We start from the raw sequence: 14382 nt of genomic DNA on the forward strand, positions 1-14382 counted from the left end.
ACGGGGCGCTCAGCGGCCCTGCGACTGCCCCACCAGCTCGCGCAGCACGTCCTCCATCGTGACCATTCCGGCCAGCTTGCCGTCCTCGTCGACCACCGCCGCCAGATGCGTGCGGCTCCGCCGCAGCGCCGTCAGCGCGTCGTCGAGCGGTGTCGCGGCCCGCACCCGGGCGATCGGCCGCATCGCCGTGACCGGGAACGGCACATCGCGCGGCGTCGCGTCCAGGGCGTCCTTCACATGGAGATAGCCCAGGATCCGCTGCGCGCTGTCCATCACCGGGAAGCGCGAGAAGCCCGACTCGTACGAGAGCCGTTCCAGCTCCTCGGGCGTCGTCCCGACCCGGGTGTACACCACCCGGTCCACCGGCAGCACCACGTCGCGCACCGGGCGACGGCCCAGCTCCAGGGCGTGCCGCAGCCGCTCGGCCGCCCGGTCGTCGACGAGCCCGGCCTCGCCGGCGTCCTTCACCAGCCGGGCCAGCTCGTCGTCGGAGAACGTCGCGGCCACCTCGTCCTTCGTCTCCACCCGCAGGAGTTTCAGCAAGGTGTTGGCGAAGGCGTTGACCGTGAAGATCACCGGGCGCAGCGCCCTGGCAAGGGTGACCAGCGGAGGACCGAGCAGCAGCGCGCTCCGTACCGGCTCGGCCAGCGCGATGTTCTTCGGCACCATCTCGCCGAGCAGCATGTGCAGATACGTTGCCACGGCCAGCGCGATCACGAACGAGATCGGATGGATCAGTCCGTGCGGCACACCCACCACGTCGAAGACGGGCTCCAGCAGATGGGCGATGGCCGGTTCGGCGACGATACCCAGGACCAGCGTGCACAGCGTGATGCCCAGCTGCGCCGCCGCCAGCAGCGCCGACACATGCTCCAGACCCCAGATGACGCTCCGCGCCCGCCGGTTCCCCGCCTCGGCGTGTGGCTCGATCTGGCTGCGGCGTACGGAGATCAGCGCGAACTCCGCGCCGACGAAGAAAGCGTTGACGACCAGGGTCAGCAGGCCGATGAAGAGCTGGACAGCAGTCATCGTCCGGCCTCCGTCCCGTCGTCGGAACCGGGCAGTGGCGCGTGCAGCAGAGCCCGCGCGGCGCGGCGCCCCGAGGCGTCCACCACATCGAGCCGCCAGCCGGCCAGTTCGATGGAGTCGCCCACGGCCGGGATGCGCCCCACCTCCGTGGCGATCAGCCCGGCGAGCGTCTCGTACGGTCCGTCCGGCACCTGGAGCCCGATCGTCCGCAACTGGTCGGTGCGGGCGGCGCCGTCGGCCGACCAGAGGGTGCGCCCGTCGGCGTCCTCGCCGGCCGGTGCGAGGTCCGGTGTCTCGTGCGGGTCGTGCTCGTCGCGCACCTCGCCGACGACCTCCTCGACGATGTCCTCCAGGGTGACGACGCCGGCCGTGCCGCCGTACTCGTCGATGACGACAGCCATCGCGAGTTTGCCGGACAGCCGGTCGAGCAGCCGGTCCACGGTGAGGGTCTCCGGTACGAGCAGCGGCTCGCGCAGCATGTCCGACACGCGCGTGCGGTGCCTTGCGCCGGCCGGGATCGCCAGCACGTCCTTGATGTGTGCGACGCCGACGACGGTGTCGAGGCTGCCGCGGTACACGGGGAAGCGGGACAGTCCGGTCGCTCTGGTGGCGTTCGCGACGTCCTCGGCGGTCGCCTGCACCTCCAGTGCGGTGACCTGCACCCGCGGGGTCATCACGTTCTCCGCGGTGAGTTCTGCGAGATTGAGGGTGCGGACGAACAGCTCCGCGGTGTCCGCCTCCAGTGCGCCCGCCTTCGCCGAGTGACGGGCCAGCGCCACCAGCTCCTGCGGGCTCCGGGCGGAGGCCAGCTCCTCGGTCGGTTCGAGACCGAGGCGCCGCACGATCCGGTTGGCCGTGTTGTTGAGATGGGCGATGAAGGGCCGGAAGACCGCGGTGAAGGCCCGCTGCGGGGTGGCCACGGCCTTCGCCATGGCGAGCGGGGACGAGATCGCCCAGTTCTTCGGGACGAGCTCGCCGACCACCATCAGGAACAGCGTGGACAGCGCAGTTCCGAGTACGAGCGCCAACGAGGAGGCCACGCTCCGGGACAGGCCGAGCGCCTCCACCGGACCGCGGATCAGTTTCGCGATCGACGGTTCCGAGAGCATGCCGACCACCAGGTTGGTGACGGTGATGCCGAGCTGTGCGCCGGAGAGCTGGAAGGTGAGGCTGCGCACCGCCTTCATCGCGCTCGCCGCGCCGCGCTCGCCGCGCTCCACGGCCCGCTCGAGCTGGCCGCGGTCGACGGTGGTCAGGGAGAACTCTGCCGCGACGAAGGCACCGCAGGCGAGCGAGAGCAGTACCGCGACGAGCAGCAGGAGCACTTCGGTCATCGGTTCACCTCCGTCCCATGATCGGGCAGGGACAGGAGGATCGCTCGATGTCGGCGATCTCGGCTCGTACTGGGAGGCTCGCCCATGGGCGGACGCTCACACCTTTCGGAAGGGTCGGTCAACGGTGCACCCATAGTAAAGGATCAGCAAAGTCGTGTGCTCGGGGGTGCTCGCCGGGCCGCCGCGGCCGGTGTCCGCGGCGGCGAGCGATGCCGCGTCCGCATGCCGGCTGCGGATCAGGACGGACCGTGACCCTGTGCCCGGAGCGGCTTGACCCAGCGCCGCCAGCGGTCCTCGCGCCGGTATCCAGCCGCGGTCCATGTGTGGTGCGCCCGTTCGTTGGCTTCCAGCACCATGGCGTCGACCCGTCGTCCGCCCAGTGCGGTGAATCGTTGCTCCGCTGCATCCATCAGGGCGGTCGCGATGCCCTGCCGGCGGCAGTCCGGGTGCACGGCCAGTCGGTAGGCGGAGCATCGCCAGCCGTCGAAGCCGGCTATCACCGTCCCCGTGAGGAGGCCGTCGCGCTCTGCGAGGAGCAGGGCCCCGGGGTCTCTCGTGAGGAGTCGGGCCACGCCGTCGTAGTCGTCGCTGATGCTCGTTCCTTCCGCGGCCGTGTGCCAGAACTGCAGCACGGCGTCGATGTCCGGGAGGGTGGCGCAGCGGATGTGGAGATCACTCATGGGGCGAGCCAAGCAGAGCACCGAACTGTTCGGCCAACGGTTTCCGTACCGGGCAGGTGGCTCGGCCGGCGTTCCGGGAATTCGCCGGGCCTCGCTGCCCCGTGGACCGCTTCAGGGCGCCCGAGGTGCCGTCGGTGAGGGAGGAGGCGGGCGCGGTCATCGTGGCCGGGAATTTCCCCTGGCCCAACACCTTTACGGGGCGGCTGAGTTGCTGTGACAGACTTCTGAGACGCAGCGCTTCACCCCATCTGGGCAACCGAGTTCGGTTTGACGGCAGGGGTGTCCCATCCCGCTATCGACACCGGCAGGCCCCACTCCACCCGGGTCTGCGACGCGCTGTTCGGCGGCAACGGCAACCACCCGGTGGCTGAGTAACTGCCCATCGAGGCGAAGACCGGGTGCCATGCGTTCATGAACCGCGCGACGGCCCGGCCGGCCGGAGAGTGGGCGCAGTTCCTGGACATCGTGGGACCCGGGCCGGTCACCGCGCCCGAGTGGTTCCGCGGCACCATCCCTCCGGCCCCGGAGGAGAGCGGCGTCCACGTCGCGGTCGTCCGCGTGCCGTAGTGGAGATCGCCACGCGGTCAGCTCCCGGCGAGTTCCTCGAGGACCGGGGCGAACGCCTCCATGTCCCGCTCCAGAACTGTCAGGTAGGAGAAGCCGTAGCGCTCCCGCTGATCCCTGAGCTGTTCGGCCATCTGGCCGACCGTGCCCACGACGTACAGCGGCAGGGCCAGGGCCTGGTCCTCGTTGAGCCCAGGTGTCCTCGGCAGCACCTCGCGCACGGCTGCACGGCGGTCGCGTGTGATCCGGACGCACTGGATCAGCAGATTCAGCTCGGCAGGGCTCTCCCGCCCTGCGGCGAAGCGCCGGTAGGCGGCGACGCGCTCGTCGAGCCGGCCGGCGGTGAGGGGGGCGAGCTTGCCGGCCCGGTCGGTGACGGCTCCGGTGAACGCGACGATCTCCGCGAACCGCGCCGCCAACTGCAGGACCCGGTCCCCGTTCCCGCCGATCAGCAGCGGCGGCCGCGGCTTCTGCGCGGACCGCGGGAGCCCGGTCTCGTCGCACAGCAGGCGGTCCAACTCCTCGACCGTGTGCCGCAGATGGTCCACCCGGCCGACGGCGGAGAGGAACTCGATCCCCGCCCGGTCGTGCTCGTCGCCCACGTATCCGGTCCCGATGCCCAGTTCCAGGCGCCCGTCGGTCAGCGCATCCGTCCCCGCCGCCTCGCGGGCCAGCAGCGTCGGGTTCCAGAAGCCGGCGTTGAGCACGAACGTGCCGACGCGCGGCCGCTCCGTGGCCTCGGCGGCGGCGACCAGTGCGGGAAACGGGGCCGACGTGCCCAGATGGTCGGGGACCTGAATGACGTCGTAGCCGAGCTGCTCCGCACGCCGGCAGCGCGTACGCCACTCCGCCCCGCTGCCGGCGGGCGTCAGCAGGTTCACTCCGAATCGAAACGGCCTTGCCATGGCCTCTCCTCGCGCCGGGTTGATCGATGGATGGGACACACACTCTGCCAAGGGCGGGTGGCCCCGTGTGCCGAAACGCTCCTCTTGCCGGTGCTAGCAGTCCCGCGCTAGCGTGTAATCGTGCCCAAGACCCAGCTGAACGTACGAGTGGACGAGGCCACCGCCGAAGCGGCGCGGCAGCGCGCGCTTCAACGGGGGATGAGCGTGAATCGCTACATAGAGGAGCTGGTCAGACAGGACGCCGGCGAGGTCGGACATACGTTTGTCGAGGCTGCTGCCGACTTCATGAAGCAGTACGAGTCGGTGTTCGCCGAGGAGTTCGGCCCGGAGGGCAAAGGCACCCGTTGAACCTCCGGATCGACCTTTCCTGGCTGCTCATGGTCGCCGAGCACAAGACGCCCGGTGATCCACAGGTCGTCGACTGGGGCGCGCTCGTTGCCGCGGTCGCCCGCCACGAGGCGGAGATCTTCGGCAGCCCCGTCTACAGCGACCCGTACTCCAGGGCCGCCGCACTTCTGCAGTTGCTGCTCCATGTCCCGGCGCTGGAACACTCCAACGCGATGTTCGCCTCCGCCGTGGCGTACGGCTATCTCGTCGCCTCGGGGCTGAAGGTCATCACGTCGCCCGAGCAGGTGCGCGACCTGGCCCGGCTGGTCAAGGAGGGCAAGGCCGACGTCCGCGCCATCGCCGACGAGCTCCGCCAGTGGGGTCTGTGAGTCCTGCGTCCGGACAGGCTGCGTTGCGCGGCGCAGGGCGGGGCGGCGGGATCAGCCGGACCGACGCGTCAGTCCACCACCGTCGTCCGGCGGGCCACGCCCAGGATGCACGAGGAGGTGGGGAGCCGGATGCCCCACTCCGGCATCCTGACCCTGCGGTACTCCTCCACCACGAACCCGGCCCTCTCGATCGCGGCGAGGGTGTCGCGCGACGTATGGCACCCGCCGCAGACCAACGGCCACACCGTGCGGTCCAGCGCCCGCTGCGTGGCCGCCATGGCCCGGTCGTCGGCCCGCACGTGTTCGAAGAAGCGCAGCTCCCCGCCGGGACGCAGCACCCGCACGATCTCCGCGAGCGACCGTTCCACATTCCGCACGGTGCACAGCACCAGTGAGGCGACGGCCCCGTCGAACGCCTCGCTCTTCACCGGAAGCGCCTCGGCGCACCCCGGCACGACATCCACCGGGATGCCGGCGCGCAGCGCGGACCGGACCGCGAGCTGACGCAGGCACCGCTCGGGTTCGATCGCCACCACCTCGGAGACGGCGAGCGGGTAGTGGGCGAAGTTCAGGCCGTTGCCCACGCCGACGTCGATGATGCGTCCGGACAGACCGGCGAGCAGTTCCGCGCGGATGGCCGCCATCCCGGCCCTGGTCTCCGCCGCCACGCTCATGCGGGCGTAGAACCGGGCGAAGACCGGGTGGTACACCGCGTCCTTCGGGATCTTCGTGCTCCGCAGATGCATGACGAACCTCCTCGACAGGACCCGGCCGCACCGCACGGTTCGGTCGGTGGGAGGGCCCGACCGACCGGAGCCGCCCGATGCGAGAACCCGGCCGGCAAAGTACGGCTAACTTGATTCTCCCCCGTCCCGAGCCGCTCAGCCGCTCAATCGGCCACCCGGTTTCCGCCGAGTTCCGCTGTCAGCCAACTCGCCGCCCGGGCACGGAAGTCGACGGGCGCCAGTGCCCCCGCCCCGGCCGGCACCACACCCAGCAGTGGTGCGCCCGCCGCCACCGGCAGATCGCCGAGATTGCAGCGCGCGGCCAGGTCCGGCTCGGCGGGCATGCTGCCCACCACCACACCCGGGCAGCTGAGCCCCCGCGCCCGCAGTGCCTCCGAGGTCAGCGCGGTCGTGTTGAGTGTGCCGAGCCCGGCCGACGCGACGACCAGGACCGGAGCGGCCAGCAACCGGGCCGCGTCCGCGAGCGTGGCGCCCTTCTCGTCGTACCGTACGAGCAGCCCGCCGGCCCCTTCGACGAGCACCAGGTCGTGCTCGGCCGCGAGCTTTTCGGCCGCCTCCGCGATCCGTTCCGGGCGCACGGGCGCCATGCCCGCCCGCCGGGCCGCCGTGTCCGGCGCCAACGGCTCCGGGAAACGCGCCAGTTCGAGGCCGGTGACCGTCTCACCCGCCAGCCGGCGCACCTCGAACACATCGCCCGGCTCTCCCGGCGCGACACCCGTCTGAGCCGGCTTGAGCACGGCCACCGAACGCCCGGAGGCGACCGCCGCAGCGGCCAGCGCCGCCGTGACGACCGTCTTTCCGATCTCCGTACCCGTGCCGCTCACCACCAGTACCGGCATGTCTCAGCCCTCCCGCGCCGCCGCGCACACCGCACGGCAGATACGCGTCAGATCGTCGTCCTCGGTCACATACGGCGGCATCGTGTAGATGAGGTCCCGGAACGGACGCAGCCACACGCCCTCGCGGACCGCAGCCTCGGTGGCCGCAGCCATGTCCACGTCGTGATCGAGCTGTACGACGCCGATCGCGCCCAGGACGCGTACGTCCCGTACGCCGGCGAGGGCACGCGCACCGGCAAGACCGTCCCGCAGCCCCGCCTCCAGGCGTTTGACCTCCCGCTGCCAGTCCTGGCCGAGCAGCAGGTCGATCGAGGCAAGGGCCACCGAGGCGGCCAGCGGATTGCCCATGAACGTCGGCCCGTGGGCCAGCACCGGCACCTCGCCGCGCGAGATGCCGTCCGCCACCTGCGGGGTGCACAGCGTCGCGGCCATCGTCAGATATCCGCCGGTCAGCGCCTTGCCGACACACATGACGTCGGGGGAGACACCGGCGTGCTCGGCGGCGAACAGCTTTCCCGTACGTCCGAAACCACTGGCGATCTCGTCGAAGACCAGCAGCACGTCATGCTCATCGCACGCCTCGCGAAGCGCCCGCAGATATCCGGGGGAGTGGAAGCGCATCCCGCCCGCACCCTGCACCACCGGCTCCACGATCACCGCGGCCAGCTCATCGGCGTGGCGCGCGATCAGGTCCCGCAGATGCCGTACGTACGCCGCGTCCGGCTCCGCGTCGAAACCGCCCGGCGGCTCGTCGGCGAAGACCTGCCGGGGCAGCGCGCCCGACCACAGCCCGTGCATGCCGCCCTCGGGGTCGCACACCGACATCGGCTGCCAGGTGTCCCCGTGGTAGCCACCGCGCCAGGTCAGCAGCCGCTTCTTCGCCGGCCGTCCGGTCGAGTGCCAGTACTGGAGGCACATCTTCACCGCGACCTCGACCGACACCGAGCCGGAGTCGGCGAGGAAGACATGACGCAACGGTTCCGGCGTGATCTCGACGAGCCGGGCTGCCAGCCGCACGGCGGGCTCATGGGTGAGCCCGCCGAACATCACATGGCTCATCCGGTCCAGCTGACCGCGCGCCGCCTCGTTGAGTACCGGGTGGTTGTATCCGTGCACCGCCGACCACCACGACGCCATGCCGTCGACCAACTCGTGCTGCCCATGGGCCGGTTCGGCGAGCCGGAGACGTACCCCGGACGCGGACTCCACGACCAGCGGCTCCTGACGGCCCGGCATCGGGCCGTACGGATGCCAGACATGGGCCCGGTCCAGCGTCCGCAACTCCGGGAGGGAGAGGGGCTCAGGCATTGGGCGCGACATCCGTCCCCGCGCCACGACGGCGGACCGCCACCAGATCCGTGCGCGCGGCCGGAGCCTCGGCCTCGACGGACGAGGGCTCGTCGGCCCCCTCACCGCAGGGCGTACAGCCCCCGGAGTGCCCACCGCAACCGCCGCCGGTCCCCGGCTCGGCCCCCGCCTCCGTACGGTGCCGGGGCAGCGTCGTCGTGCCCGCGCCCTCCACCTCGAAACCGGCGTCCGCGATCATGTCGAGATCCGCCTGTCCCGCCTGGCCCTCGCTGGTCAGGTAGTCGCCCAGGAAGATCGAGTTGACCAGGTGCAGCGCGAGCGGCTGCATCGAGCGCAGATGCACCTCGCGGCCGCCCGCGAGCCGGACCTCGACATCCGGGCAGACGAACCGGACCATCGCCAGAATGCGCAGGCAGCGCTGCGGGGTGAGGTTCCACTCCTTGGCGAGCGGGGTCCCCTCGAACGGGATCAGGAAGTTCACCGGAACCGAGTCCGGGTCCAGTGTGCGCAACGAGAAGACGACATCGACCAGATCCGTGTCGCTCTCGCCCATGCCGGCGATCAGCCCGGAGCACGCGGAGAGCCCCGCCGCCTGCGCCTGCTGCACGGTCTGCACCCGGTCCGCGTAGGTGTGGGTGGTGGTGATGTCCCCGTACGTCCCCTCGGACGTGTTGAGGTTGTGGTTGTACGCGTCGGCGCCAGCCGACCGCAGCCGGTCCGCCTGTCCGTCGGAGAGCAGACCGAGGCAGGCACACACCTCGACGCCCTCGTTCTGTTCCTTGATCGCCTCGATGGTCTGCGACACCCGGTCGACGTCCCGGTCGGTCGGGCCGCGGCCGCTCGCCACCAGACAGACGCGCTTCGCGCCGCCCGCCACCCCGGCAGCGGCGGCCTTCGACGCCTCATCCGGTTTCAGCCAGGTGTACTTGAGGATCTCCGCCTTGGAGCCGAGGCGCTGCGAGCAGTACGAGCAGTCCTCGGGGCAGAGCCCGGACTTGAGATTGACCAGATAGTTCAGCTTCACGCGCCGGCCGAACCACTGGCGGCGCACCTTTCCGGCCGCGGCCACCACTTCGAGCAGATCGTCGTCGGAGGTCGCCAGCAGGGCGAGGGCTTCTTCGCGGGTCGGCAGCTCGCGCCGCAGTCCCTTGTCCACCAGCGTGTTCAGGAGGTCCATGGCGATGATCCTGGCCTACTCCACCACCCGCAGCCAAGGAGGAACCGGACAACAGGACCGGCAGAGGGTGTGTGTATTGCCACACCATGCCCGGCTGCGCCCCCGGTTAGGGTCTGTGAGCTGCCTACAAAAGGGACCGCCGACATGCCCTTCGCCCCGTTCGAATGGATCGACGACGAGGCCCGCCGCCGTGCGGATGCCGGACTCGTCCGCACGCTCCGCGCCCGGCCCGCCGAACCGGAACTGCTGGACCTTGCGAGCAATGACTACCTGGGCCTCACCCGGCACCCCGAGGTGACCGCCGCAGCCGCCGAAGCCGCGCACCGGTGGGGAGCGGGCGCCACCGGCTCCCGGCTGGTCACCGGCTCCACGGCACTGCACGCCGAACTCGAACGCGAACTGGCCGCATTCTGCGGTTTCGAGGCCGCACTGGTCCTCTCCTCCGGCTACGCGGCCAATCTCGCCGCACTCACCGCCCTCACCGGCCGGGGTTCCCTGATCGTCTCCGACGCGGGCAACCACGCCTCCATCGTCGACGGCTGCCGGCTCTCCCGGGCCGAGACCGCCGTCGTACCGCATGCCGACCCCGAGGCCGTCGGGAAGGCGCTGCACGCGCACGGCGGCCGCGCCCTGGCCGTCACCGACTCCGTCTTCTCCGTCGACGGTGACGCCGCACCGCTGCCCGAGCTGGCCGACGTCTGCCGTGCGCAGGGGGCCGCGCTGCTCGTCGACGACGCGCACGGTCTGGGCGTGCTAGAGGAAGGCGGACGCGGCGCCCTCGCCGCCACCGGTCTCGCGGGCGGCGAAGGGATCGTCGCCACCGTCACTCTCTCCAAGTCCCTGGGCAGTCAGGGCGGAGCGGTCCTCGGGCCGGCCCGGGTGATCGACCATCTGGTCAACACCGCCCGTACGTTCATCTTCGACACCGGGCTCGCACCGGCCGCGGCGGGCGCCGCCCTCGCGAGCCTGCGACTGCTGCGCCGCGAGCCGGAGCGGGCGGGCCGGGCCCGTACGGTCGCCACCGCCCTGTACGAACGGCTGACCGCGGCGGGGCTGACCGCCGTGCGCCCCGACGCCGCCGTCGTCTCGGTCCGGGCGCCTTCGCCGGACGCGGCGGTGCGCTGGTCCGCCGACTGCCGGGCGGCCGGGATGGCGGTGGGCTGCTTCCGGCCCCCGTCGGTTCCGGACGGGATCTCGCGGCTGCGGCTCACCGCCCGGGCCGATCTGACCGGTGCGCAGATCGACACCGCGGTCGAGACCGTGCTGCGGACGGCCCCGTCGGCCTGACCGCAGCCCCGGCCGGAACCCTGACCGGGTCGGTCAGCCGGCCGGACCGTCGGTCAGGCCGGCGACGAACGACGTCCAGGCCGCCGCGGAGAACCGCAGCGGGGGCCTGGACACATCCTTGGAGTCGCGCACGGCAAGCAGCTCCGGACCGAACGACGCTGCTTCCACGCAGTTGTTCATCCCGGTGCTGCGGCTGCTGCGCCGCCACTTCAACGTCTGCTGGGCGGGACAATCGGGCATCGGGCCCCCTCGGGCAGTCTGAGGTTCCTAACCGTCGCGGTCGATTGCGGCGATCAGGTCCAACGAGTGCTCCGGCGACAGCGCGTGTGCCTGCATCGTGGCGAAGGCCGAGCTGTACGCCTCAAGGTCTTCTTTCCGCTCCAGATAGAGGCTACTCGTCAAATGGTCGAGTACGACCACATCCAGATCAGAAGTGTGCGGAAAAGAGAAGATAACGAAAGGCCCGGTGAGCCCTACGTACCCACCCATCGAGAAGGGCAGCAACTGCAGTTTTATATGCGGTAGTTGTGACACCCGGGCCAGATGGCGCAGCTGGTCCCGCATCACCCGGCGCCCACCGACCTCGCGCCGCAGCACCGCCTCGTCGAGCACCGCGGTCAGCCGCAGCGGCGGATCGGTCCGCAGCACGCCCTGCCGGGCGAGCCGTACCTCCACCAGCGAGTCCAGCTGACCGGCGGGCAGGTCGTCCAGTGACGCACGGGTCACCGCCCGTGCATAGTCGGCGGTCTGCAACAGCCCCGGCACCACGGAGGTTTCCAGCGTGCGGGCGGTCCTGGCCTGGGACTCCAGACTGATGAAGTCCCGGTACTGGGGCGGGATGAGACCCCTGTAGGCATGCCACCAGCCGGTGCCGCCACCGCCCGCAGAGCCTGCGAGCATCTTCAGGAGCGTCCGCAACTGCGGGTCGTTCACACCGTAGGCATCCAGCAGCCGGCTCACATCGGCCGGTTTCACACTGCTGACCCCGGTCTCGATGCGGCTCACCTTCGACTGGTGCCAGCCGAGCATCCGCGCCGCGTCCCGGCTGGTCAGTCCGGAGGCATGGCGCAGACCGCGCAGCTCCTCCCCGAGCTTGCGGCGGCGCACCGCTGGTCCATGCTGCATGGGCGGCCTCCCTCCCCCTCGTGCCGAGGGGCCAGTGTGCCGCCCATGTGCGGGCTTCCGAGGCAGAGTTCACCGCATCGAGCGACAGATATATGCATATCTTGGTGGATCCCCGTCGCGGAGGGCAGCATCAATGGCACTCTGGCGCGAAGCGCATCCCGGACCGACCGCGGGTCGGTCCGGGTGGGAAAGGGACGGCTCGCCATGGCAGACCATCAAGAAGCACGTGTCACTCTGCCGAGCGAGCCGCTTTCGGTCTCCTCGGCCCGGAGATACGTGGCCGGCGTGCTCACCGACTGGGGCCTGGCCGATGACAGCGAGGTGGCCGACAGCATCCGGCTCATCGTCTCGGAGCTCGCCACCAACGCCGTCCAGCACACCTTCGGCCAGTCGCCCACGTTCACGGTGGACCTCCGGCTGGAGCGGGAGGAGCAGCTGCGCCTAGGGGTGACGGACAGCCACCCGCGCTGGCCCCAGCGACTGCCCGCCGCCGTGCGGCAGGACAACGGGCGCGGCATGGTGATCATCCGCTGTCTGGCCAAGGAGTGCGGAGGACAGCTCACGGTCACACCGACCGCAGAAGGAGGCAAGACCGTCTGGATCGAGCTTCCCTGGACCGTCCCCGTCCAGACCTGACCGCCCGGCCCGGGCCCTCGCGTCGCGTCGTGAACGGACGAGGGCCGGGCCGGCGGCACAAGGGATCAGCGGACCCGTCCGTACCAGACGCTCCTGGTCCAGATCTTCTCCAGCCGCACCACGGCACCGGACTTCGGGGAGTGCCAGATCCGGCCTTTGCCGGCGTAGATCCCCACGTGGTAGACGAAGCGGCCGTAGTGGAAAAAGACCAGGTCGCCGCGTTGCCGATGCCAGGACGAGATGTGCCGGGTCTTGTTGTACTGCTGCTGGGCCGTGCGCGGGAGCCTCTTGCCCGCCTTCTTGAACGCGTACTGCGTCAGACCCGAACAGTCGAAGCGGTGCGGGCCGGTGCCCCCGTACCGGTAGGGCGACCCCCTCTTCGACGCGGCGATCTTGAGCGCCTTCGCCGAATGAGTCACGGCCTGGGCCTGGGCCTCGGCCACGGAGCCGGGGGCGATCATGGGGCCGCCGACGGCGGCGAGCGTCAGAACCGTGGCCGTACCGGCCCGGGTGAGCAGAGACGGGACATGAACCTGCGCACTCATGCGCAACCCTTCGTCAGCCGCCTGTGAAGGATGACCTGTCGGGTTCGGGCTGGCGAAGTTGCCCGGCCGCACGCGGCGGCTTCACCCCGAGGGTCGACCGGATTCCCGGCCGACCCGTTGTGCTCGGGTCCTCCACTCCTGCCGATCCACTCCTGTCGACCAGGCATCCGGGCGGCGGCAGGACTCGGCGTCCACCCGGACCGCCCCGCCGCGGTGGCGGGGGCTTGTCGTCCCAGGGATCTTGACTCACCGACTGCCGGATTTCCGAGGTGGAAAGGCGCTGTGTGAACCTCATGACGAATGACCCGTTCGGGTGGACAGAGCCGCTTCGGGGTCTCGCCCGGTCGCCCTGATCGGTCCTGTACCAGCGGCGGAACAAGAGATTCCGCTTGCCGCCCACATCGGGAACGCAAGTTGAGCTGTCCCCCGCGCGGGGGATCTCCTACGCCGAAAGAGCGAGGAATTCTGATCGGCACGCCGGGCGTGTCGCGGAAGGGAATTGATCAACTCGTCGGGGCAGGGGGCACGGTGACCCGTTCGGCACGCCGTTCCCCGTCCAACACGCGCAGCGCCCGGGCCAATGTGGCAGCGTGGAGCTGTGCTTCACCGCGCTCGTGCATCAACGCGAGTGCGTCCCGCAGGGCGCGCGCCCGCGAGGCGAGGGCCTGCGCCGCGCGCAGCGCGCGATAGGTGTCGCTGCCGTGAGCCGGGTTGATCCGGCCCAGCTGGTCGAGGACTTCGAGGTAACAGTCGATGAACTCGCCCTCGGCGCACGTCAGTGCGGGCAGCGGCGCGAACTCCGGTGGCTGCATGGGACGTTCACCTCGCACTGTTCGGCGGGAGGAACGGCTTACGGTTCTCCAGGACGTGGTCCACCAGGCCGTACGCCTTGGCGCCCGGCGCATCCAGGATGAGATCGCGGTCGATGTCGGCGGCGATCCGCTCGGTCTCGTGGCCGGTGTGGCGGGCCAGCAGACCGGTGAGCAGCCCGCGGATGCGGTCCAGTTCCCGCGCCTCGATCTCCAGATCGGACGGCTGGCCCTGCACCGGTTCGGGAAGTGCGGGTTGCTGGAGGACCATCCTGGCTCCGGGCAGGGCGTGCCGACGGCCGGGCGTGCCCGCGGCAAGCAGCAGGGCCGCACCGGCTCCGGCCTGGCCGAGGCAGAAGGTCTGCACCTCGCACGCGAGGTACTCCATCGTGTCGTAGATCGCCGTCGTGGCGCCGAACGAGCCGCCGGGGGAGTTGATGTAGAGGGAGACGGGACGGTCGGGCGCAGCGTGTTCCAGGTACATGAACTGCGCGATCAGGTCGTTCGCGGCGGTGTCGTCGACCGTGGTGCCGAGGAAGACGATGCGCTCGGCGAGCAGCTTGGAGTACGGGTCGAGGGTGCGGGTCCCGTCGGTCGTGCGCTCGGTGAACTCGGGCAGCACATGGCGGGCGGCAGGGCGGAACATGGCGAGCCTCTCCTCCGGTGTCCGTGTCTGCGGGCA

The 14382-nt window shown here is 70.6% G+C and carries 18 protein-coding genes and 1 riboswitch; of the genes, 5 read left to right on the forward strand and 13 right to left on the reverse strand.

Going from position 1 to position 14382, the window contains the following annotated elements; all coding sequences use genetic code 11:
- Nucleotides 1–9: 9 nt before the first annotated feature.
- From OG878_RS33550 to OG878_RS33560, 3 genes are all read right to left on the reverse strand, one after another.
- Nucleotides 10–1029: a hemolysin family protein gene (locus OG878_RS33550; protein WP_328890242.1), complete on the reverse strand. Its 1020-nt coding sequence runs from the start codon at nucleotides 1027–1029 to the stop codon at nucleotides 10–12.
- Nucleotides 1026–2363, reverse strand: coding sequence for a hemolysin family protein (locus OG878_RS33555; protein WP_328890243.1), 1338 nt, complete (start codon nucleotides 2361–2363; stop codon nucleotides 1026–1028). The genes OG878_RS33550 and OG878_RS33555 overlap by 4 nt, the downstream gene beginning before the upstream one ends.
- A gap of 236 nt (nucleotides 2364–2599) precedes the next feature.
- A complete protein-coding gene (locus OG878_RS33560) occupies nucleotides 2600–3043 on the reverse strand; it encodes a GNAT family N-acetyltransferase (RefSeq protein WP_328890244.1) in 444 nt (147 codons plus the stop codon).
- A 411-nt stretch (nucleotides 3044–3454) separates the two neighbouring features.
- On the opposite strand from OG878_RS33560, the gene OG878_RS33565 reads away from it, so the two are divergent.
- Nucleotides 3455–3610 carry a hypothetical protein gene (locus OG878_RS33565; RefSeq protein WP_328890245.1) on the forward strand — a complete coding sequence of 52 codons (156 nt, stop codon included), beginning with the start codon at nucleotides 3455–3457 and terminating at the stop codon, nucleotides 3608–3610.
- Between the two features lie 17 nt (nucleotides 3611–3627).
- On the opposite strand, the gene OG878_RS33570 is transcribed toward OG878_RS33565, so the two are convergent.
- Nucleotides 3628–4512, reverse strand: a complete 885-nt coding sequence (locus OG878_RS33570) for an LLM class F420-dependent oxidoreductase (RefSeq protein ID WP_328890246.1) — start codon at nucleotides 4510–4512, stop codon at nucleotides 3628–3630.
- A gap of 120 nt (nucleotides 4513–4632) precedes the next feature.
- On the opposite strand from OG878_RS33570, the gene OG878_RS33575 reads away from it, so the two are divergent.
- Together OG878_RS33575 and OG878_RS33580 are read left to right on the forward strand one after the other, a co-directional pair.
- Entirely contained in the window at nucleotides 4633–4860 is a 228-nt protein-coding gene (locus OG878_RS33575; RefSeq protein WP_328890247.1) for an antitoxin, read from the forward strand.
- The gene (locus OG878_RS33580) at nucleotides 4857–5228 is read left to right on the forward strand and encodes a fic family toxin-antitoxin system, toxin component (protein ID WP_328890248.1); all 372 of its coding nucleotides are present in this window, start codon (nucleotides 4857–4859) and stop codon (nucleotides 5226–5228) included. Before OG878_RS33575 ends, OG878_RS33580 begins: the two co-directional genes overlap by 4 nt.
- A gap of 68 nt (nucleotides 5229–5296) precedes the next feature.
- Here OG878_RS33580 and OG878_RS33585 read toward each other — a convergent pair whose 3' ends face one another.
- The 4 genes from OG878_RS33585 to bioB form a co-directional block, all read right to left on the reverse strand.
- The gene (locus OG878_RS33585; protein ID WP_277324935.1) at nucleotides 5297–5974 is read right to left on the reverse strand and encodes a class I SAM-dependent methyltransferase; all 678 of its coding nucleotides are present in this window, start codon (nucleotides 5972–5974) and stop codon (nucleotides 5297–5299) included.
- A 143-nt stretch (nucleotides 5975–6117) separates the two neighbouring features.
- Complete coding sequence (gene bioD / locus OG878_RS33590; protein WP_328890249.1) at nucleotides 6118–6813, reverse strand: dethiobiotin synthase; 696 nt, start codon at nucleotides 6811–6813, stop codon at nucleotides 6118–6120.
- 3 nt (nucleotides 6814–6816) lie between these two features.
- Complete coding sequence (locus OG878_RS33595; protein ID WP_328890250.1) at nucleotides 6817–8121, reverse strand: adenosylmethionine--8-amino-7-oxononanoate transaminase; 1305 nt, start codon at nucleotides 8119–8121, stop codon at nucleotides 6817–6819.
- Nucleotides 8114–9298: a biotin synthase BioB gene (bioB, locus tag OG878_RS33600; RefSeq protein WP_328890251.1), complete on the reverse strand. Its 1185-nt coding sequence runs from the start codon at nucleotides 9296–9298 to the stop codon at nucleotides 8114–8116. The genes OG878_RS33595 and bioB overlap by 8 nt, the downstream gene beginning before the upstream one ends.
- 144 nt (nucleotides 9299–9442) lie before the next feature.
- Here bioB and OG878_RS33605 point away from each other — a divergent pair, with 144 nt between their 5' ends.
- Nucleotides 9443–10585, forward strand: a complete 1143-nt coding sequence (locus OG878_RS33605) for an 8-amino-7-oxononanoate synthase (protein WP_328890252.1) — start codon at nucleotides 9443–9445, stop codon at nucleotides 10583–10585.
- A gap of 33 nt (nucleotides 10586–10618) precedes the next feature.
- Here the strand turns inward: OG878_RS33605 and OG878_RS33610 are convergent, their stop codons facing one another.
- Nucleotides 10619–10825 (reverse strand): DUF397 domain-containing protein, encoded by a 207-nt coding sequence (locus OG878_RS33610; protein ID WP_328890253.1) that lies wholly within the window; start codon nucleotides 10823–10825, stop codon nucleotides 10619–10621.
- Nucleotides 10826–10852: 27 nt separating this feature from the next.
- Nucleotides 10853–11710 (reverse strand): helix-turn-helix domain-containing protein, encoded by an 858-nt coding sequence (locus OG878_RS33615; RefSeq protein ID WP_328890254.1) that lies wholly within the window; start codon nucleotides 11708–11710, stop codon nucleotides 10853–10855.
- 204 nt (nucleotides 11711–11914) lie between these two features.
- On the opposite strand from OG878_RS33615, the gene OG878_RS33620 reads away from it, so the two are divergent.
- On the forward strand, nucleotides 11915–12346 hold the full coding sequence (locus OG878_RS33620) for an ATP-binding protein (protein WP_277324928.1): 432 nt from the start codon (nucleotides 11915–11917) through the stop codon (nucleotides 12344–12346).
- Between the two features lie 65 nt (nucleotides 12347–12411).
- Here the strand turns inward: OG878_RS33620 and OG878_RS33625 are convergent, their stop codons facing one another.
- The 3 genes from OG878_RS33625 to OG878_RS33635 all read right to left on the reverse strand — a co-directional run bounded on the left by OG878_RS33625 (nucleotide 12412) and on the right by OG878_RS33635 (nucleotide 14346).
- Complete coding sequence (locus OG878_RS33625; protein WP_328890255.1) at nucleotides 12412–12891, reverse strand: C40 family peptidase; 480 nt, start codon at nucleotides 12889–12891, stop codon at nucleotides 12412–12414.
- Nucleotides 12892–12894: 3 nt separating this feature from the next.
- Nucleotides 12895–13067, reverse strand: a riboswitch (cyclic di-AMP (ydaO/yuaA leader).
- Between the two features lie 327 nt (nucleotides 13068–13394).
- On the reverse strand, nucleotides 13395–13703 hold the full coding sequence (locus tag OG878_RS33630; RefSeq protein WP_328890256.1) for a hypothetical protein: 309 nt from the start codon (nucleotides 13701–13703) through the stop codon (nucleotides 13395–13397).
- Nucleotides 13704–13710: 7 nt separating this feature from the next.
- Complete coding sequence (locus OG878_RS33635) at nucleotides 13711–14346, reverse strand: ATP-dependent Clp protease proteolytic subunit (RefSeq protein WP_328890257.1); 636 nt, start codon at nucleotides 14344–14346, stop codon at nucleotides 13711–13713.
- Nucleotides 14347–14382: the final 36 nt, after the last annotated feature.

The organism is Streptomyces sp. NBC_00316 (assembly GCF_036158715.1).
GTDB lineage: Bacteria > Actinomycetota > Actinomycetes > Streptomycetales > Streptomycetaceae > Streptomyces.

Bases quoted from the DNA above. Each gene is read 5' to 3' on its own strand.
- OG878_RS33550 (WP_328890242.1), bottom strand. From the start codon at position 1,029: ATGACTGCTGTCCAGCTCTTCATCGGCCTGCTGACCCTGGTCGTCAAC.
- OG878_RS33555 (WP_328890243.1), bottom strand. From the start codon at position 2,363: ATGACCGAAGTGCTCCTGCTGCTCGTCGCGGTACTGCTCTCGCTCGCC.
- OG878_RS33560 (WP_328890244.1), bottom strand. From the start codon at position 3,043: ATGAGTGATCTCCACATCCGCTGCGCCACCCTCCCGGACATCGACGCC.
- OG878_RS33565 (WP_328890245.1), top strand. From the start codon at position 3,455: ATGAACCGCGCGACGGCCCGGCCGGCCGGAGAGTGGGCGCAGTTCCTG.
- OG878_RS33570 (WP_328890246.1), bottom strand. From the start codon at position 4,512: ATGGCAAGGCCGTTTCGATTCGGAGTGAACCTGCTGACGCCCGCCGGC.
- OG878_RS33585 (WP_277324935.1), bottom strand. From the start codon at position 5,974: ATGCATCTGCGGAGCACGAAGATCCCGAAGGACGCGGTGTACCACCCG.
- bioD (WP_328890249.1), bottom strand. From the start codon at position 6,813: ATGCCGGTACTGGTGGTGAGCGGCACGGGTACGGAGATCGGAAAGACG.
- OG878_RS33595 (WP_328890250.1), bottom strand. From the start codon at position 8,121: ATGCCTGAGCCCCTCTCCCTCCCGGAGTTGCGGACGCTGGACCGGGCC.
- bioB (WP_328890251.1), bottom strand. From the start codon at position 9,298: ATGGACCTCCTGAACACGCTGGTGGACAAGGGACTGCGGCGCGAGCTG.
- OG878_RS33605 (WP_328890252.1), top strand. From the start codon at position 9,443: ATGCCCTTCGCCCCGTTCGAATGGATCGACGACGAGGCCCGCCGCCGT.
- OG878_RS33610 (WP_328890253.1), bottom strand. From the start codon at position 10,825: ATGCCCGATTGTCCCGCCCAGCAGACGTTGAAGTGGCGGCGCAGCAGC.
- OG878_RS33615 (WP_328890254.1), bottom strand. From the start codon at position 11,710: ATGCAGCATGGACCAGCGGTGCGCCGCCGCAAGCTCGGGGAGGAGCTG.
- OG878_RS33620 (WP_277324928.1), top strand. From the start codon at position 11,915: ATGGCAGACCATCAAGAAGCACGTGTCACTCTGCCGAGCGAGCCGCTT.
- OG878_RS33625 (WP_328890255.1), bottom strand. From the start codon at position 12,891: ATGAGTGCGCAGGTTCATGTCCCGTCTCTGCTCACCCGGGCCGGTACG.
- OG878_RS33630 (WP_328890256.1), bottom strand. From the start codon at position 13,703: ATGCAGCCACCGGAGTTCGCGCCGCTGCCCGCACTGACGTGCGCCGAG.
- OG878_RS33635 (WP_328890257.1), bottom strand. From the start codon at position 14,346: ATGTTCCGCCCTGCCGCCCGCCATGTGCTGCCCGAGTTCACCGAGCGC.